The 18,998-nt window shown below is 58.8% G+C and carries 15 protein-coding genes; 7 read left to right on the top strand and 8 right to left on the bottom strand.

Annotated elements, in window-relative coordinates; genetic code table 11:
- Positions 1 to 45 precede the first annotated feature (45 nt).
- A complete protein-coding gene (locus CGZ66_RS27035; protein WP_095089727.1) occupies positions 46 to 1,188 on the top strand; it encodes a DegT/DnrJ/EryC1/StrS family aminotransferase in 1,143 nt (380 codons plus the stop codon).
- A 14-nt stretch (positions 1,189 to 1,202) separates the two neighbouring features.
- On the opposite strand, the gene cysQ is transcribed toward CGZ66_RS27035, so the two are convergent.
- From cysQ to cysD, 3 genes are read right to left on the bottom strand one after another with little or no spacing between them, the layout of a single operon-like run.
- Complete coding sequence (gene cysQ, locus CGZ66_RS27030; RefSeq protein ID WP_167392271.1) at positions 1,203 to 2,015, bottom strand: 3'(2'),5'-bisphosphate nucleotidase CysQ; 813 nt, start codon at positions 2,013 to 2,015, stop codon at positions 1,203 to 1,205.
- A 10-nt stretch (positions 2,016 to 2,025) separates the two neighbouring features.
- The gene (gene cysN / locus CGZ66_RS27025; RefSeq protein ID WP_167392265.1) at positions 2,026 to 3,963 is read right to left on the bottom strand and encodes a sulfate adenylyltransferase subunit CysN; all 1,938 of its coding nucleotides are present in this window, start codon (positions 3,961 to 3,963) and stop codon (positions 2,026 to 2,028) included.
- 2 nt (positions 3,964 to 3,965) lie between these two features.
- On the bottom strand, positions 3,966 to 4,871 hold the full coding sequence (gene cysD / locus CGZ66_RS27020; RefSeq protein WP_095089719.1) for a sulfate adenylyltransferase subunit CysD: 906 nt from the start codon (positions 4,869 to 4,871) through the stop codon (positions 3,966 to 3,968).
- A 138-nt stretch (positions 4,872 to 5,009) separates the two neighbouring features.
- Here cysD and CGZ66_RS40020 point away from each other — a divergent pair, with 138 nt between their 5' ends.
- From CGZ66_RS40020 to CGZ66_RS27010, 3 genes are all read left to right on the top strand, one after another.
- A complete protein-coding gene (locus tag CGZ66_RS40020) occupies positions 5,010 to 5,153 on the top strand; it encodes a hypothetical protein (RefSeq protein ID WP_167392264.1) in 144 nt (47 codons plus the stop codon).
- 199 nt (positions 5,154 to 5,352) lie between these two features.
- Positions 5,353 to 6,678 carry an O-antigen ligase family protein gene (locus CGZ66_RS27015; protein WP_095089717.1) on the top strand — a complete coding sequence of 442 codons (1,326 nt, stop codon included), beginning with the start codon at positions 5,353 to 5,355 and terminating at the stop codon, positions 6,676 to 6,678.
- On the top strand, positions 6,675 to 7,622 hold the full coding sequence (locus tag CGZ66_RS27010) for an NAD-dependent epimerase/dehydratase family protein (protein WP_095089713.1): 948 nt from the start codon (positions 6,675 to 6,677) through the stop codon (positions 7,620 to 7,622). Before CGZ66_RS27015 ends, CGZ66_RS27010 begins: the two co-directional genes overlap by 4 nt.
- A 49-nt stretch (positions 7,623 to 7,671) precedes the next feature.
- Here the strand turns inward: CGZ66_RS27010 and CGZ66_RS27005 are convergent, their stop codons facing one another.
- The 3 genes from CGZ66_RS27005 to CGZ66_RS26995 form a co-directional block, all read right to left on the bottom strand.
- Positions 7,672 to 8,211, bottom strand: coding sequence for a sugar transferase (locus tag CGZ66_RS27005; RefSeq protein WP_095089711.1), 540 nt, complete (start codon positions 8,209 to 8,211; stop codon positions 7,672 to 7,674).
- A 121-nt stretch (positions 8,212 to 8,332) separates the two neighbouring features.
- Positions 8,333 to 9,265, bottom strand: coding sequence for a glycosyltransferase family 2 protein (locus CGZ66_RS27000; protein WP_095089948.1), 933 nt, complete (start codon positions 9,263 to 9,265; stop codon positions 8,333 to 8,335).
- 243 nt (positions 9,266 to 9,508) lie between these two features.
- Positions 9,509 to 11,497, bottom strand: coding sequence for a nucleoside-diphosphate sugar epimerase/dehydratase (locus tag CGZ66_RS26995; protein WP_167392263.1), 1,989 nt, complete (start codon positions 11,495 to 11,497; stop codon positions 9,509 to 9,511).
- A 341-nt stretch (positions 11,498 to 11,838) separates the two neighbouring features.
- Between CGZ66_RS26995 and CGZ66_RS26990 the strand changes: the two genes are divergently transcribed.
- Positions 11,839 to 12,630, top strand: coding sequence for an ABC transporter permease (locus tag CGZ66_RS26990; protein ID WP_095089707.1), 792 nt, complete (start codon positions 11,839 to 11,841; stop codon positions 12,628 to 12,630).
- Between the two features lie 5 nt (positions 12,631 to 12,635).
- Positions 12,636 to 13,337: an ABC transporter ATP-binding protein gene (locus CGZ66_RS26985; RefSeq protein WP_095089705.1), complete on the top strand. Its 702-nt coding sequence runs from the start codon at positions 12,636 to 12,638 to the stop codon at positions 13,335 to 13,337.
- A gap of 125 nt (positions 13,338 to 13,462) precedes the next feature.
- Here the strand turns inward: CGZ66_RS26985 and CGZ66_RS26980 are convergent, their stop codons facing one another.
- Positions 13,463 to 15,304 (bottom strand): rhamnan synthesis F family protein, encoded by a 1,842-nt coding sequence (locus CGZ66_RS26980; RefSeq protein WP_095089703.1) that lies wholly within the window; start codon positions 15,302 to 15,304, stop codon positions 13,463 to 13,465.
- A gap of 394 nt (positions 15,305 to 15,698) precedes the next feature.
- On the opposite strand from CGZ66_RS26980, the gene CGZ66_RS26975 reads away from it, so the two are divergent.
- Entirely contained in the window at positions 15,699 to 16,820 is a 1,122-nt protein-coding gene (locus CGZ66_RS26975; protein ID WP_095089701.1) for an acyltransferase family protein, read from the top strand.
- A 96-nt stretch (positions 16,821 to 16,916) separates the two neighbouring features.
- Here the strand turns inward: CGZ66_RS26975 and CGZ66_RS26970 are convergent, their stop codons facing one another.
- Positions 16,917 to 18,890, bottom strand: a complete 1,974-nt coding sequence (locus tag CGZ66_RS26970) for a rhamnan synthesis F family protein (RefSeq protein WP_245331235.1) — start codon at positions 18,888 to 18,890, stop codon at positions 16,917 to 16,919.
- Positions 18,891 to 18,998 lie beyond the last annotated feature (108 nt).

The following is an 18,998-nucleotide window of genomic DNA, read 5'->3' as shown; positions in this document are numbered from 1 at the left end:
TGATACCAGCGGCCGGTTATCTGGCTAACCCGTTTTGAGGCCGACATGCAGTTCATCGATCTTGGCGCGCAGCGCGAACGAATCCGCGACCGGCTGAAGGCCGCGATCGACCGTGTCGTCGAAGAAGGCCGCTATATACTCGGCCCGCAAGTCACTGAATTCGAGAACAAGCTCGCCGCCTATGTCGGCACCAAGCATGTCGTGGCCTGCGCCAACGGCACCGATGCGCTGCTGTTGCCGCTGTTTGCGGCCGGCGTAGGCCCGGGTGACGCCGTGTTCGTGCCAAGCTTCACTTTCGCCGCCACGGCCGAAGTGGTGGCGTTGGCCAAGGCGGAGCCGGTGTTCGTCGATGTCGACCCGCATAGCTACAACATCGACATTGCCAGCCTCGAGGCAGCCATCGCCATGATCAAGAAAGAAGGCCGGCTGAAGCCTAAGGCGATCATTCCCGTCGATCTGTTCGGCCTTGCCGCCGACTACGATGCCATCATGGCGATCGCCAACCGCGAAGGGCTGATGGTGATCGAGGATGCCGCCCAGTCGATGGGCGGCTCGAGCGACGGCAAGATGTGCGGCTCGTTCGGCGCGGTCGGCTCGACCAGCTTCTACCCGGCAAAGCCGCTCGGCTGCTATGGCGACGGTGGCGCGATGTTCACCAATGACGATGCGCTGGCCGAGCAGCTCAGGTCGTTTGCCTTCCACGGCAAGGGCGAGACGCAGTACGACAATATCCGTGTCGGCATCAATTCGCGGCTCGACACCCTACAGGCGGCGATCCTGATCGAGAAGCTGGCCATCCTCGAAGACGAGATGGTGGCCCGCCAGGTGGTGGCCAACCGCTACGCCGAAGGGCTTGGCGATATCGTCACCGCGGCCCGCAATCTGGACGGCAGCCGGTCGGCTTGGGCACAGTATGCGATCGAGACGCCCAAGCGTGACGGGCTGAAGGCGCATCTCGGCGAAAAGGGCATTCCATCGGTCATCTATTATGTGAAGCCGCTGCATACCCAAGTTGCTTATCGCGACTACCCGCGCACGCCGACCGGCCTTGCCGTGTCGGAGGACCTGCCGAAGCGGATCCTGTGCCTGCCGATGCACCCCTATCTCGGCGAAGCCGACCAGGACCGGATCATCGAGACGATCCGCAACTATATCGGCTCGAATTCGGCGCAGGCGGCAGCCGAGTAAGCTGCCGGCCCGCCTCAGCTGCGGCTGGCCTCGCCTGCCCTGCTGCTGGCGCCAACCTTGCCACTGGCAATGAAATGCGGATTGGCGAAATCCTCGTCATCGCTCTGCTTGCGCTTGCCGTAGACCAGGGGCTGGCCGTCCAGCGTGCGCGTCATGCCGCCGGCCGCGCGCAGCACGGCATCGCCCGCCGCCGTGTCCCATTCCATGGTGCGGCCGAAGCGCGGATAGACATCCGCTTCGGCGCTGGCAAGAAGGCAGAACTTCAAGGACGAGCCGACCGAGACGATCTCGGCAGCACCGAGGTCGCGAATATAGGCCTCGGTTTCCGGCGTGTTGTGAGAGCGGCTGGCGACGACGGCCAATGGTTCCACAGCCGTCCGCACCGAGATCGGCCGGCGGCCTGTGATCCGGTAGTCGTTGTCGACCTCGATGGCTTCCGCCCTGCCCGGCCGGCCCGAAAAAAAACGGCCGCTGCATGGAGCAAAGACGACACCGACTTCCGGTACGCCATGGCGGACCAGCGCGATGTTGACGGTGAAATCGGTACGGCGGTTGACGAATTCCTTGGTGCCGTCGAGCGGGTCGATGAGAAAGAAGGCGCCATGCAGGTCCGGCGGCACGATGCCGGCGGATGCTTCCTCCTCGGCCACGCAGGGGATGTCGGGAAATGCGGCGCGCAGCCCGGCGAGAATGATCTTCTCGCTCTCACGGTCCGCCTCGGTCACCGGCGAGGCGTCGGACTTGCGGTCGACCGCGCAGCCGGCATGGAAGACACGCATCACCTCGCGTCCGGCCGCCAGGGCCAGCCGCTCGAAGATTTCGAGCATCAGCCTGTCGTCAGATGCCGCCGCCGTTGTCGTATTGGTCTTCGGCAATGTCGCGCTCGTTCAGCCAGTGTTCCAGGGCGTCTACCATCTGTTCGGCCGATTTGCCGAGCGTCTGCAGATGGATTTCCGGTTTTTCCGGCGCTTCGTAGGGTGAATCCACGCCGGTGAAATTCTTTATCTCGCCATTCAGCGCGCGGGCATAGAGGCCCTTCGGGTCGCGCCTGGCGCATTCCTCGAAGGGCGTGTCGACAAACACCTCGATGAATTCGCCGTCGGCCATCAATTCGCGCGCCATGCGCCGCTCGGCGCTGAACGGCGAAATGAACGAGACAATGACAATCAATCCGGCATCGGCCATCAAACGCGCCACTTCGGCGACGCGGCGGATGTTCTCGACGCGATCGGCGTCGGTGAAACCAAGATCGCGGTTGAGACCATGACGGACGTTGTCGCCGTCCAGGATATAGGTATGGCGGCCGGTGGCGAACAGCTTCTTCTCGAACAGGTTGGCGATGGTCGACTTGCCTGAGCCCGACAGTCCGGTGAACCAGAACACGGCGGGCCGCTGGTTCTTCATGTCGGCGCGGACGCGCTTGCCGACATCGAGCGATTGCCAATGGATGTTCTCGGCCCGGCGCAGCGAATGCAGGATCATGCCTGCGCCGACCGTGGCGTTGCTGATGCGGTCGATCAGGATGAAGGCGCCCGTGGTGCGGTTCTCGGCGAAGGTATCGAAGGCGATCGGCGTCCGTGTCGAGATGTTGCAAATGCCGACTTCGTTCATGTCAAGCGACTTGGCCGCTTCATGGGCGAAGTCGTTGACGTTGATCCGGTACTTCAGGTCGGTGACGGTGGCGCTGGTCTGATCGGTCTCGGTGCGCAGGATGTAGGAACGGCCTGGCAGCAACGCATGCTCGTCGAACCAGACGATGTTGGCGGCGAATTGGTCGGCGACCTGCGGCCGTGCGGCCGGCGAAACCAGCATGTTGCCGCGCGAGATCTCGACCTCGTCGTCAAGCACGAGCGTTATGGCCTGGCCGGCGGCCGCCTGGGCCAGGTCGCCGCCATAGGAGACGATCCGCTTGACGCGCGAGGATTTGCCGGACTTGGCGACGACGACCTCGTCACCGGGTGCAACCGAACCGGACGCGATCGTGCCGGCAAAGCCGCGAAAGTCGAGATTGGGGCGGTTGACATACTGGACCGGGAAACGGAACGGCAGTTCGACCACTGCTTCCTCGACCGAGACGGTTTCGAGATGCTCGATCAGCGTCGGACCAGAATACCATGCCATGCTGTCCGAGCGGCTGGTGACGTTGTCGCCGTAGCGGGCTGACATCGGGATCGGCACGATGGTCTGGAAGCCGAGATCGCGCGAGAATTGCCCGTAGGCTTCGGTGATGCGTTCGAAGACGGCCTGGTCGAAGCCGACGAGATCGATCTTGTTGACCGCCAGCACGATGTGCCGGATGCCGAGCAGCGAGGCGATGATCGAATGGCGTCTCGTCTGCGGCAATACCCCTTGCCGGGCATCGATCAGCACGATCGCCAGGTCGGCGGTCGAGGCGCCGGTCGCCATGTTGCGCGTGTATTGTTCATGGCCGGGCGTGTCGGCAACGATGAACTTGCGCTTCGGCGTGGCGAAGAAGCGGTAGGCGACGTCGATGGTGATGCCTTGCTCGCGCTCAGCTTCGAGACCATCGACCAGGAGGGCGAAATCGATGTCGTCGCCGGTCGTGCCGTGTTTGCGCGAATCGCGTTCGAGCGCGGCGAGCTGGTCCTCGAAAATCTGCTTGGTGTCCGAAAGCAGGCGCCCGATCAGCGTCGACTTGCCGTCATCGACCGAACCGCAGGTCAGGAAACGCAGCAGCGACTTCTTCTCCTGCGCCGCCAGGTAGTCGCGGACGCCGTCGGTGGGTGCGAGGCTCTTTGCCAAGATGTGGCGCATGGTCAGAAATACCCCTCGCGCTTCTTCTTTTCCATAGAGCCGGCTTCATCGCGGTCGATCAGGCGACCCTGCCGTTCGGAGGTGCGCGCGGTCAGCATTTCGCCGACGATGGCTTCCAGCGTGTCGGCATCCGATTCGATGGCGCCGGTCAGCGGATAGCAGCCGAGCGTGCGGAACCGCACAAGCCGGTTCTCCACCGTCTCGCCGGGACGCAGTTTCATGCGCTCGTCGTCCCGCAGGATCAGCATGCCGTCGCGCTCGACCACCGGCCGCTGCTTGGCGAAATAGAGCGGCACGATCGGGATGTTTTCCTGCAGAATATACTGCCAGATGTCGAGCTCGGTCCAATTCGACAGCGGGAAGACGCGGATCGATTCGCCCGATGCGATGCGGGTGTTGAATATCTTCCACATCTCGGGCCGCTGGTTCTTCGGGTCCCACACATGCTGCGCGTTGCGGAAGGAGAATATGCGCTCCTTGGCGCGGGATTTCTCCTCGTCGCGACGGGCGCCGCCAAAGGCCGCGTCGAAACCGTATTTGTCGAGCGCCTGTCGCAACGCCACGGTCTTCATCACATGGGTGTGGGTGTTCGAACCGTGATCGAACGGATTGATGTTATCTCGCACGCCGTCTTCATTGACATGAACCAGCAGATCGAAACCGAGTTTCTGCGCCATCTGATCGCGAAAAGCGATCATCTCGCGGAACTTCCATGTCGTGTCGACGTGGAGGAAAGGGAATGGCGGCTTGGCGGGATAAAACGCCTTCATCGCCAGATGCATCAGCACCGAAGAGTCCTTGCCAACGGAATAGAGCATGACCGGCTTGGCGAAGGCAGCCGCAACCTCGCGGAAGATATGGATGGACTCGGCTTCAAGCCGTTGAAGATGCGTAAGCGCAATGGTCATGGACTGTAAGCGTTCTTTCGTGCCTTCCGACAGAAGACCTTGCCTCAAATCATCGGGCTTTTTGCGCCCGGTTCAAGCCTTGCTTCTGGACAATCTCTCTCGTGCCGGCGTTCTAGCAGATAGCCGTCGGAGAGAACAATGCTGGACTGGCCCCGCGGCGCACGGTTCGGGAATGAATTTTCCATGGGCGCGGCAAAACCCGGAAATTCCTGCTCACAGGGCAAGCCGCTAGGAAAAGCGAGGGAAAATATTGCCTGGCTGAACATGCAAATTGCTACGTGAGAGCCTCACCCAGGCCATCGTCGGTGGCCATCGATTTCTGGCGGCGATCCCACCTTGCCGCACTATCGAAAAAACGGCCAAGCCGCTATACCGGCTGCTGAAGACGAGCACGACGCATGATGGAACACGTGCAATTTCGAGGCGATATCCGTTGCCGCCGACGACACCTATCGCTCCCAGAGAATTGTGACCTAGAGCATTGAACCGGTTTTCATCGATAAGACAGCAATTCACTGCCTCGCGGGTGAATGTCTACTTCTCCATCCTTTGCTTCTTTTTTCCACCGGTTCTGGGATCGCTGGTCAGTTTTGTGTTCAATGGCGGAGCCCTCGCCTCCCTCGCGCTGATTGCCGCCGGGAAAAGGCACTTCAACATTGACCGGCCCATGATCTGGCTGACGGTCTCGATCTATGCCTATTGCGCGGCCAATCTCATGGCTTCCATCGTCAACAACGCGTTCGCCAGAGATGCGCCACACCTGATCCCGCTCGCTACCTTCCTGTTTTTCCCAATCTCCTATTCGACCTGGAGCATCACGCAGAAAGCCACGCTTGCCCGTACTATCGTGCTCAGCAGCATGGCCGCCTGTTTTGTCGCGCTGCAGATGGCTGTCATCCAGCAATACTGGATTGGGGTCAGGGCCGAGGGCGGGGCCGGCAATCCGATCGTCTTCGCAACCGTCGTCTGCCTTGCCGTGGTGGTCTGCGTGGCCGGTGCCTTGTCAGGCATAGAGCGAGCCCGGAACCCTCTCTTCTACGCCGCACTGGCCGGGACGATCGCCATTATCTATTCCGGTTCGCGTATTGTTTGGCTGGCGCTGCTGATTGCCGGCATCGCCGTTCTTTTGATCAACCATCAGAGGCTCAGAGGCAGGAATGCGGTTCGCGTGCTGCTGCTGCTGACTGCAGTCGGTGTCGTCATCGCGGCTTTCGGCTCCCAGGCGATATCCGGGCGCGTCGACTTTCTGCGTTCCGATTGGGATGCGCTTGGGACCCACGACAACTACGACACCTCGTTGGGGATACGTGTTGCCCTTTGGGACATCGGCCTCAAGGCATTCCATGACATGCCGGTGTTCGGACATGGTGTGGGCGCGAGCCAGCTTCTGATCAAGCAGGGCTTTCATGACCAGTTCGCAATGGACACAGGCTTCAACCATTTCCACAACGGCTTCCTGACCGCCTTGGTACAAGCAGGAATTCTGGGCGCCATGACGCTGGCGGCGATCTTCGTCTTTGCCGCTGGAAATGCCGTCCGGGTCTTGCGAAACAGCAGCGATCCGGTCGAACGGTTCGGCGCGACCATGATTGTCATCGTCGTGATCACCTATCTCACAGCCGGGATGACAGGCATCCTGATCGGCCATGACATTCTGGACTCGGTGCTGATGGTCTTCCTGGTGTGCGGGACATATCTTGCCTCCGGACGTCAGGCTCCGTTGGCGGAAGGGCAAGCACTTCCACCAGAGGTGGAAGGGCAGGCGCTTCCACAAGCCACCCAAGAGCTGTCGCGAGCAAGGCAATGAAAGTCTTGGTGACAGGTGCGACGGGTTTCATCGGACGTCTTGTCGTGCACCACCTTCGCGACGCCGGTGCCGAGCTTCGCCTCGCCTCCCGTCACCCGGAGAGGCTGGGTTCTGGAAGCGAAGCTGTGGCTATGCCCGGTTTCGATGCGCCGGCCGCGGCCTTCCTGGCGCTGACCAGGGATGTGACCCATGTCGTCCATTGCGCCGGCCTCAACAATGATCAGGGCGACGCCACCGAAGCCGATTATCGGGCGGCCAATGTGGAATTGAGCGCGCGGCTGGCGCAGGCAGCGGCCGCGCAGGCCAGCGGACGTTTCATCCACCTCTCGTCGATCCGCGCCGTGATCGGCGCTCGCGTCAGCGCAACGATCGACGAGACCACGCTTCCTGCCCCGCAATGCGACTATGGGCGCTCGAAGCGCGAAGCCGAAATCAAGGTTCTCAACGCCTATGCGTCGCACGGCCGTTCCGATGCCGCCGTGTTGCGCCTGCCTCCGGTCTATGGAAGCGGCATGAGGGGAAACCTGGCGACGCTGATGCGCCTGGCCGATACGGCGCTGCCGCTGCCGACAGGCGCCTTGGCGGGAATCCGCTCGCTGATGTCCTCCGAAGCCGCGGCGCGAGCCGTGTCGCACCTGCTGAGCCATTCGGAACCGCTTCGCCCGATCTATGTCGGCGCCGATGTGCCATCGGTCACCGTGGCTGCCGTCATTGCCGCCTTTCGCAGGGGTTTCGGACGTCCGACGCGCCTGATCACGGTGCCGGCCGGCCTGATGCGGCCGGCCGCGGCCGTGCTGGGCAAGCGGGCGTTTTGGGACAGCATGACCGCGACGCAGATATGCGATCCTTCGCTGCTGATATCGCAGGGCTGGGCACCTGAAACCGGTACGCTGGAGCGGCTGGCCGACCTGGCGCGGCTTCGTGAACGTCGACCTCTCGCTTGACCATGACCTCTTCCCAAAACCGGCTTCGGTTTTTGAGATCATGGCCTGCTCAGCTTCGATAGAGCGTCCCAAACAGGATCCGAAGGTCGAGCCAGAACGATGCCGTCCTGAGATAGGCGGCATCGGTTTTGGCCAAGAGCTCGGGGTTCGACATGTCGATGCCCCTGATCTGGGCCAGACCCGTTATGCCTGGAAGTGCCGCCAAGACCCCTAGTCGCCTGCGACACTCGATCAATTCCGTTTGCGTCGGCAGACAGGGACGCGGCCCAACCAGGCTCATCTCGCCCTTCAGAACGTTCCAGAACTGGGGCAACTCGTCGAGCTTGAATTTCCGCAAGACCTTGCCAACCGAGGTGACGGAATTCGTAGGCGCCTCGTGCGTGGGCAATGACGGCGTTCCAACATACATCGTCCGCAATTTGTGACAGCGAAAAAGCAGGCCGTCGCGACCGACCCGCGTCTGCGAAAAAATGGCCGGACCGGGTGATGATGCGCGAACAGCAAGGAAGGCGAGCACCAGAACAGGCGATGTGACCACCAGCAGCAGAGCCGCGCCGGCAAGATCGAAGATTTGCTTGGTTGCCTTCATGAACGGCCGATAGCGCTCCCTGCCAAAGCCCCGAGACAACGCCGCAGACGAAGCCCGTCAATACGGTCGACGTAGCATGAGGTCATCTCCTGGCCAAGCACACCATGCAGCCGTTCGATGCTCAGATGCGCCCCAGGATGAATGCGAGATAGAGCCCCAGGGTGCCGGCAAGTGTCTGCCGATAGACACCGCTTTTGCGCAAGCCGCCCAAACGCTGGAAAAGATTGCCCTGCCGCCCTTTTGTAAACAGATCGACGCACGCCGCTGCATCCTCGGTCAGCAGGTCGCGGTTGACGGCAAGTCCGTCAAGATTGCGATCCGTCCAGCCGGCAAAGTCGCCCTTGAACAGACGGCCAAGCCGGGAAATCCTCGCCCTCCACGACACGTTGGCGCCAACCAGGTTTGCCGCATGCTGGCGGTAGCGCACCAGCGGCCGTGGATCGTAGCGGACGATGCCGCCGGCGGCGGTCATGATGAGATAGGCCCACCAGTCGTGGCTGACGAACTCGGTTTGCGCTGAGGCCCTGGCCAGCAGGTCGCGGGCCGCGGCGTTGAGCAGGATGGTGTTGCCGCCGGCGATGCTTTGCACAAGCGCGTTGCGAAAGGATGGCGACCGGCGAAACAGCGGCGAATGGCCGACGAGGCTTCCGGATTCGGTCATGGTCGCGGTTCGCGAGCAAAACATCAGCGGGATTTTTGCGTCATAAGCCTGCATCCAGCGGACAGCGCTCTCCAGCCGGTCGGGCTCCCAGATATCGTCCTGGTCACAGAAGGCATAGCAGTCCGCATCGATGCGCCGATCAAGGATCATCGACCGGAAATTGGGGGCGAAGCCTTGCCGCGGCCCTTCCACCAGGGTCACTCGACCCTTGGGCCAGCGGGATTTCCACGCCTCGATGATGGCAATCGTGTCATCGACGGAGCCATCGTCGGAGATCCACAGGTCGATCAGAGGGTGCGACTGCGCGAGCACGGATTGCAGTTGCTCATCGATGAAGGCGGCGCCGTCTTTCGTGCCCATCAGGACTGCGATGCGCGGATCTTCTTTGCTCACGAGCTTCAAACACCCTGCAAATGCCTGGAATGGCTAGAGCGGCTCATCGTTTCACGGAAACGCAGAACCGCTCAATTTCCTTGTTTCGACGCAATTCCGGACGGAAAACCGTTTCACACTTTTCCTGGAATTGCTCTATCTCTTTGTTTTGACGCAATTCCGGACGGAAAACCGTTTTCACACTTTTCCTGGAATTGCTCTAGGTTTGTCCAATCCACGAGCAAGATCGCTATGCGGATTGGGTTAGGTCGCTTGCCGGGCCGTTTTCGGGACCACGTCCTGATGAATGCCGCCCCTGGCCTTCTTGGCCTGGTCAAGGCCTGCCAGCACGGCCAGCGCGGCATCCTTGTCCTGGTTCTTGACCGACTGCTGCAGCGCCGTGAGCGCGGCCTGGACATCCGACCATTCCACGACATCCGTGCTCAGGCCAAAGATCTTCGAAATGCCGAGTTCGACGAGTTCCTCATCCTCGCCATGCAGCATTTCGTGGAGTTTCTCGCCCGGCCTTATGCCGGTGAACCGGATCGGGATGTCCGTGTAGGGGCTCTTTCCGGACAGGCGGATCATTGTTTCGGCCACTTCAAGGATCGGCACCGGCTTGCCCATGTCGAGCATGTAGACGGCATAATCGTCCCCGCTCTGCCGCGATGCGGCATCGGCGGCCGACATAATGACGAGATCGACGGCTTCGGCCACTGTCATGAAATAGCGTGTCATGCGCCGGTCCGTGATGGTGACCGGCCCTCCGGCCTCGATCTGCGCCTGGAATATGGTCGCCACCGAACCGTTGCTGCCAAAGACATTGCCGAAGCGAACGGCCACGAACTTGGTGACCGAACGACGCGCGCCCGGCTCGCTGGCGGGGGGCCCATGCAAGGCGCTGATGATCTGTTCGGCAGCCCGTTTTGTCACCCCAAGCACCGATGAGGGATCCACCGCCTTGTCGCTCGATATCAGGACAAACTGGGCAACCCCGCATTTGGCGGCGACTTCGGCACAGACAAGCGTGCCGAAAACATTGGTCTGGATGGCCGAATCCCAGTTTTCCTCGAGCAGCGGAACATGCTTGAGCGCCGCGGCGTGAAAGACGATGTCCGGTCTGAATTCGGTGACGACACGCGTTATCTGGCGCCGATCCGCGACATCGACGATGCGGACCTTGAGGCGGTCGTGGTCCTTCTCGTCAATGTACTGGCTCAACTGGAAGATGCCGAACTCGGAGTTGTCGGCGACGAGCACCGCCTCCGCCCCCAGTTCCAACGACCGTTTGACCAACGTTCGGCCGATCGACCCGGCACCGCCCGTCACCAGGACGCGCTTGCCGCCAATAAAGGTCCCGATACGCTCGACATCGGAAGGCACTGTCGGGCGGCGTAGGATCGTTTCCATCTCGACGGCGTCGAGAACCAGTTTTCCCTGCTGTTCCAGTTCCGAAAGACCGGAGAACTGCACCACACTTATGTCGCCATGCCGGGCGACGCGGACGAGTTCCGAATACTCCTCGATCTCGTGCTCGGCGCCACTGCCGAAAATCAGCAAGTCCAGGCTTTCGGTGCCTGTCGCATAGTCTTCCAGGACGTCGATCAGCCGCGGTCGGGTCGCCACCACGGGAACACCTTGAATCCGCGTGCCCAATTGTACGGCGCGCTCGGTCGCCATGATCCCGGCGATGGAATAGTCCGCCGGCTCCGCCGTGCGCGTGAAGCGAATGATCAGGTCGGCTTCGCCGAGCCGGCCAACGAACAACGCCTGCTTGGCCTGCGTCTTGCCGGTCTTGGTGCTTAGAATGCCCCAGCTCGCGCCGTCACGCAGGAAGCGGTAGAACAGCCGGGGCGCCGATATGATCGTGAAGGAGACGAGGAAGAAGACGATGAACTGACGCTCGTTGAGCCCCTGCACAGGCTGGAAGGAACGAGCCAACATTGACGTGGCGTACAGAGCCAACGTCAAAATTGCGCAGCTCTTTAGGATATTGAAAAAGTCGGGCGTCGAAGCGAAGCGCCAAACGGTCTTGTAGAGACCACAATATCTGAACAGGAGATGGCTGATGACGACAATGCCCCCCCAGGTTCCCAAACCCTGGTTGGAGAGCGGATCGAACGAAAGATTCGACCGCGAAAGCACAAGGCTGAGCGCCACGGCGACCAGGACCATGACCACGTCCTGGACCATGATGAAGGCGCGCCGCATTTCCGGCCTGAGTCCGAATACAGCTTCGAGGTAAGAATTCATTGGACTGCACTAGACTCCAGGCTCACGGACATCAACATCACCAAGGTGCGAGCACGAATATGCTTCGTGGCCGATCGCTCTTTCAAAGTGCTATCCCTGGCCCCTGCCCTGTTGTATCGCATACTGCGGGCTCGAAGTCATAGCTAGATGTTTTTTCAAGAGAGCGCGAGGGCAAGCGATCGGACCCGAGGCCCAACTCGCGACATTAAAACGCAGTGCGTTGCCATAAGCACGTCGCAATGGCTATTAAGAGCTCCGTGGTGGTTCGTCACGGGCCTTGAAGCGATGAAGCGCCGGAAAAACCAAGCGCTGGAAAAAAGCAGATTGCGATACTCCCAACGATGATTGCGGCACTAAACGGCGCTTTTGACGATATCTCCAAGGCCGTGCGGTTGCACCGGGTCTGGGTCGCGCTCGCCCATGAGGACATCGGCGACCAGCACCGGCGTACGACCCTGGGTCCGCTTTGGATGCTGGTCAATTATTTTGCTTTCGTCGGCACATTTGTCTTCGTTTTCGTGACCAAGGACGCCAGCGATCCAAGCTACATAGCCTATGTCGCCATCGGCATGCTGGTGTGGTTCTACCTCACCGAAACCATCACCATGAGCGTGTCACTCTTCCAGCGCGAAGCGAGCTTCATTCAAGGCACGACGCTGCCGTTGTTCGTGTATGTGATGCGATTGACGATGCAATGCATCATCCGGGCTGGTTATTCGTTGGCGGGTTGCGTTCTTATTCTGCTGCTGGCCGGTTACGGAATCAACTCAAACTGGCTGCTGTCGTTGCTGGGTCTGTTGCTCATCGTCGTGGCAACTCCTGCACTTGTCACGGTTTTTGCGTTCTTGGGCGCCTTCTTTCCCGATAGCGAGTTCATCGTCGGGAACCTGATGCGGGTGGGCATGTTCCTGACGCCTGTTTTCTGGGTCTACAGCGGGCAAGAGGGCGTTCAAAAATACGCCTATCACTGGAACCCGTTCACCTACTTCCTGGAGGGCGTGCGTGAGCCGATCACGGCGGGCATCTTTCCGACGCATGCGTTGACGGTGACAGGCTACGTTTGTCTCGGCGTCTGGGCCCTTGCGTTGCTGCTGCTGGGCCTTTATCGCAAGCGCATCGTTTTCCTGATCTGAGTTCCATGACCTCCATCAAACTGAACAATGTCAGCCTCGTTTATCGCCTGTTCGAAAAGTTGACGCTTTCGGCGCCTGGCCGGCGTCGGAGCGCGCTCGGCGGCAACATATCGAAGTCGGGCACCAAGCAGGTCGTGCAGGCGCTCGACGATGTCAGTTTCGAACTCAAGGCGGGCGACCGGCTGGGGCTCGTCGGCCCGAATGGCGCCGGCAAGACCACCCTGCTCAAGGTTCTCTACGGAATCTACCAGCCATCGGGCGGCACGATATCGATCGCGGGCAAGGTCGATGCCTTGTTCAACATCAGCATAGGGTTTCGTCCCGAGGCCACCGGGCGCAGAAACATCGTGCTGAGGGGGCTGATCAGCGGTTGGACGCTGGCCGAAATCGAAGAGAAGATGGAAGAAATCATCGATTTCAGCGAACTGGGCGATTTCATCGACCTGCCGTTCAAGGCTTACAGCCAGGGCATGGCGGCACGGCTGGCGTTTGCAGCGGCGACCGCGCTCGAACCTGAAATTCTGCTGATGGATGAATGGATTGGCGCCGGCGACGCGTCATTCCAGGAAAAAGCCAAACGACGCATGGACGAATTGGCGGAAAAGGCCGGCATCATCGTGCTGGCCAGCCACGACGAGTCGCTCATCCAGCGCGTTTGCACGAAGAAGATGACGCTTCGAGCTGGCCGGGTAGAGTCGCTGACTTAACAGCGCCTCGTGATTGATCGGCCTCCTATCCTCGGGTGCCGAAACCTCAAATGGGATGTCGCCTGAGCGAAATTCGCCTTAGCTCGCCTGGAGCCTTTCCCGAGCGAATTGGCCATGGGGTGAGCTTAGTTTGTCGCGCCGCGACCAAGCGTGATTATCCTTCGCAGACCGCGGTAGATCGGCCGGAGGATCCTGAACGCTGTTGGCGATGTGGTCACGATCGATCTCTTGATCGAGAAGAGGAGGCCACGAAAGGACCTTGCCACTCCCAAGTTTCCGAATTCCGCCGGCGCTCCGTCCGCCAACAACGCCTGCAATTTGGCTTCCAACATGACGTAGTTGTGAGCCGCATTCCTCGCGGTCACCACATGCCGGAAGGTGTATCCGGCGTCGATTGCGACATAGGCAATGATCCGCTCTATAGCGTGGACCAAACTCCCATCCCGATAATCCATGTTGGCGAAGTCGTCCCAGGCCCACTTATGTTCGAAAAGCTTCCTGAGAGCGGCAGGACGAAACCAGTACATCCCACCGTAAGGCGCCACGGGCGAATTGGCATCCAGATGCACGATCAGATTCAGCTGTTTGGCTATCTTTTGGACGTTGTCCTTGTTGCCAAACCATGAGTTTCCCAGGGTCGGGTAGCCGATATGAATCATTGGCGGCATGACAAGGCCAAGCGCTGGGTTGTTGGCAAAAAGCTCGAGCAAATTCGAGACATACCCAGGCGTATGAAGAAGGTTTTCAAGGGTGTGAAGCTTGAACAGTTCCCCCTTTGCGCCGTCTTGGGAAGATTGCTTGGAATGTATCCGGCAGATCAGGTCGTAACGGTCCTCGAGCACGTAATCGCGGCACCCGATGAGGAGAGCAGAGGTATCCCTGCCGTCGTTCTCGACAACCAGAACGACGGCATTTCCGACGTTCTGCGCCTTTGCGATTGCTTGCTCGATCAATGCCTGCTTGTTTGCATTGTCGGTCGTGATGATCAGGTCGTAGCCCTTCGGCACGTTTTCGCTGTAGCCTAGAATCTCGTCGATCATGTCGACGTGATAGACGTGCGCGAGAACCGCTATCCGATAATCGTCCCAGTTCCTTTGCGGACCGACCTGTACATCCGGCAGGACGGAGAGCAACGCGGCGTTGCCATTTAGCGTACGAGGCGGGCCCAGGCGGCCAACGCTCTTCCATATCAGCGACAGATCATAATCGGATTGGTTCTCTATGATCTCCAGCGCGCGCGGCAGATTGATGGCCTCGCGCTCGAGGAACAGCGTGTCATGAAAAAACAGCCGCTTCTTCAGGATCGGGCTGCGATCCTCCAGCGTTTTGTCCGGCTCCATCAGCACTGGATATGACGTCTTGTATCGTGCGGGATCGAGCAAAACCGAACAGGTATAGCCCAAGGCCTGGAAATGCCCTGTGAACACCGTCTCATGTTTCGCGATTGAGTCCATGTAGGAGTTGATGGGCCCCATCTGGGTCCAATAATCCCGAAACGCCTTTGACTGATGCAGGGACCGCCGTACCGCGATGAAATGGGAGTTGAGATGGAAGGGCAGCTCCGCTTTTCTGACATCGATCGGATTAGGCCTCATCGCCCCGTGAGCGGAGATCCCCCAGAAATCACACTGACGCTGGTCCATCTCCGAGAACATTTCCGAGAAAGGGAAAATCGGCCCGTAGAAGGTGTGGTTGAAAAGCAAGATCTCATCGAAGTGCGAAAGCTCGTCCCACCCGATATGTTCGAGCGCAGTGCGATAGGCCCATGCATCGAACCCTTTGTTTTCCCTGATCAGGAAGCTGTCGGCGGCCTCGGAAAGACGCGATTCGGCCTCTTTGTCCACCGGACCGTTGCAAACCACCAAAACCTTCTCAACAAAAGGTTTGATCGATGCAATCAGGTGAAAATAATACTCATCTATCTTGCCGTGCTGGTCGTAGTAAAATGCGATAGCCAGACGCCTCATCGACCTATCTCTCTTTGGCGCTAATGGCACTTGAAAATAACTGCGAAAAACAACTCACGATATTTCAACATCCGAAATGTTGGAGGGCGATATAGGTCGATGATCCCTCGGCTCGAATGTGACCATGTTCCAGCCGGTGAATCTTTGGCAATTTCGAGCCAATGGGCAAGCTGCATTAAACCATTCGGTGCCGATAAAAAAGGCCGGAGACAGGCAACCTTCCATTCGGCGCCGACGCGCGGCTTGCGACGTTTGTCGAGGTGAACCCGCCCGACACTTTGGCTGGCTCGATCCTGGCTTAACTGTTGCTCCTAACCCGGCGCTACAACCGGGCGCGATCGTCAGCGCCCTTGCCATGACCCGGCCTTGGCGGCGGACTTGATCGGCAACTCCCATGCCGATAGAGGATGGCTTTGGGGAATTCAGAGCTATGCACTATCGGAACGTCCAGGGCCTGCGTGCCGTCGCATCATTGATGGTGCTGTTCAGTCATGTGCTTCACCCCTTCACGCCAATGCAGGCACACTGGATAACTCCATACATCTACAACCTTGGCCCTGGTGGCGTTGACATCTTCTTCGTAATTTCGGGCTTCATCATCTACACGGTTGGGGTCAAATCCGGTGGCGATCGTACGAAGAGCCGCTGGCAATCGACGCTGGATTTCCTGCTGAGGAGGCTAATCCGAATCTACCCGATCTATTGGGTGATGTTCCTTTTTGCTTCACTTACAATTGCGTATATCGTCGATATTCCCTTCCTGCCGATGCCAGTGCCACCCACATCTTCATTGCTGCTGTTGTTGAGCGCATCGAACAACATCATCCTGGCGGCATGGTCCCTTCACTATGAAATGATATACTACATGGTGGCGACACTATCATTGCTGATTTTTCGTCAGCATCTTCTTATCGGATTGATGATCTGGTTCGCTTTCACGCTTGCCTGCATTCTGGTTGCGTTTGCCCTGGGCAAGGATTGGATGCACCATGTCTGGGCGTCATCCTTGTTCTTCGAATTCATGTTCGGTGTTTTCGTCGCCCTGCTGGTCGGCAGGGGCCAAACAGCCTTCGCGAAAACATCGTTTGTTGTGGGAGTGGTGTTGTACGCGCTCGGCAGCGTTGTGTTGCATCGGCATGGCGGCTGGTGGGTTCTCGCTCCATGGTGGCGAACGGCCTTTTGGGGCATTCCCTCGGGCTTTATCCTTTATGGTCTCATCGCGATCGAATTGCGCGGCCTGTGGACGTTCCCGAAGGTTTGGCAGTACCTCGGCAATGCGTCGTATTCGATCTACCTGAGCCACCAGACCTTTTTCGCAATCCTGGCGCTAATCGTTCTGCGGGCCGGGCTGATGGACCTGCGGCCGCGCCTCCTTGTTGCTGGTCTCGCCTGCGTGCTGGCGATCGCTTTCGGCGCGGCTATCTATCAGTTCGTCGAAAAATGGCTTCTCGATAAGATCGGCAATGCGGTTCTTGGAAGACGCGTGCCGGTCTCGACAATTCAGCCCGCCGAGTGATCACCATTGGCAGGCTAGCTGGTCGTCGAGACCGCCACCATAAGGGTCTGACGCTCGCCAACCTTGGCGCCAGAGGTGGGTGATTCCGGGAAAGCGCTACAGAAGTACGCCGAGAATTGGCTTCAGGACCGCCCTTATGCCGCGATAGAACGGTCTGAGTATTCTGAACAAGATAGGCGATCTGAACTTCAGAGAGCTCTTGATGGCGAAATTGAGTCTAGCCAGAGCGTGTTTCACTGACGTCTGCGGCCCTGACATCAGCGCCGTCTGCGTCGCTGGCGTCATTGGAATCTGCATCGTTGACGCCCCCAAGGGATAACCGGCGTTCTTCCACTCAGACAACAGATGAGCATGCCACGGGAAGTCGTGCAGTGGCAGCATGCCGACAAGCCTTTGCATCTTGAACTCCAACATGCTGTAGTTGTGCGCTACCTGATGCTCGCACATAATGTGCTGCGTGGTAAATCCGGCATCCTGAGCAGAGTAGGTGATCAGCCGCTCCAGCACGTGAGCCAAGCCTCCGTCAATATGATCGGGCTCGGCATTGAACTCTTCCCATTTCCATTTGTGTTCGAACATTTTGCGCAGCGCGCGCGGCCGGAACCAGAACATGGTGCCATAGGCTGCGACCGGAGTGGTGTCATCGAACTTGACGTCGATGTTCAACAGGCGCGCCGTTTCCTCGGCCCTTGGCTTGTTGACAAACCATGAGTGGCCCATGGTCGGGTAAGAGATATGAAAGATCGGCGGAATGGCGACGCCGACTGAAGGATTGTCGTGAAACATGTCCAAAACATTCTGCACGTAACCGCGGGTATTCAGCAGATTGTCGAGCATGTGACGCTTGAACAGATTGCCTCTCGACGACTGAACTTGAGGCGATTTTTTTGTATGCAAACGACAGACAAGGTCGTAGCGATCGTCGATGAACAGATCTCGGAACGAGATGAAAAGCGACGACATGTCACGACCGCGGTTCTGTTCAACAACGCGGACGATGGCCTTTTTCACGCCAGGGCGCTTTGCCAAGGCGGCTTCGATCTCCGCCTTCTTTTCCGGCGTATTCGTGGTTGCAATGAAGTCATAGGGAACCGGAATGTTCTCGGTCAGCGCCAGCAACTCGTCAAGCAACTCGGTGTAGTAAATATGCGCGCAGACGGCCACCTTGCCGTAGTCGGCAGCAGCGTCGTCATCCTTGATCCGCTTGTCCGGCAGGACGCTCATCAGCGCCGCGTTGCTGTTGAGATTCCTCAATTCCGAAACGCGCAGAACATTGCGCCAAATCAAATTAACGTCGTAGTCGGACGTTTCTTTAAGTATCCGCAAAGCGCGCGGCAGATCGACCGCATTGTGCTCCAGAAAAGTCGGATCGTGAAAAAACGTTCGCCGCTTTAGCAGGGGGAAGCGGTTGATGATTGTTTCGTCGACGTTGATGAACGCCGGATAGTGCGAGCCATACTGATCCGGATCAACATATGCTTCTGCGGAATAGCCAAGGTCTGTAAAATGCTTGGTAAACTGCGACTCATGAAGCAGAACAGCATCGGTGTAGGTTTTTATCTCCGGCAGGTTCTCCCAATATCTCTTGAAGGCGCGCGACTTCAGCATCTCGTTGCGAATTGCAATGAAGTTTGCCGTGAGATGACGGGGCAGATGGCCTGTCCCGGTAAATGGGTTTGGCGTCATTTCCCGATGGGCAGAAGCGCCCCAGAAATCAGTGTTCCGCCCTTCCATTTCCGAAAACATTTCTGAAAAGGGGAAAAGAGGTCCGTAGCAAGTATCGTTCAGCAGGATAAGTTCGTCATACTTGGAAAGCTCATCAAAGCCGATGGCTTCGATTCCGGCCTTGTATCCACCGACATCAAATCCCTCGTTCTTACGAATCAGGAGCTGATCACACACTTTTGCAACCGCGACTTCAGAATGTTTTGAAAGATTGCCGTTGGAGACAACGACAATTCTTTCAACCAGTTCTCTCAGTTTGGTCAGTAAAAATATGACATACTCGTCCGCGATGCCGCGTTCGTTATACAGAGAAAACACCGCAACACGACGCAATACAGAGCTCATTCGTCGTCCCCTCAAGAAATCCAGATTTTCCAAACCAGCAGGGCCCAAATTTTAGCCGAGCTGTGCATCTATCCATTCGGAAAGCTGGTCGATCCCCTCGCCCACACT

Origin of the sequence: Mesorhizobium sophorae (assembly GCF_002270415.1) — a bacterium.
Taxonomy (GTDB): domain Bacteria; phylum Pseudomonadota; class Alphaproteobacteria; order Rhizobiales; family Rhizobiaceae; genus Mesorhizobium; species Mesorhizobium sophorae.
The sequence above is the reverse complement of the archived record's forward strand: the minus strand, read 5'-3'. Positions and strand labels throughout refer to the sequence as shown.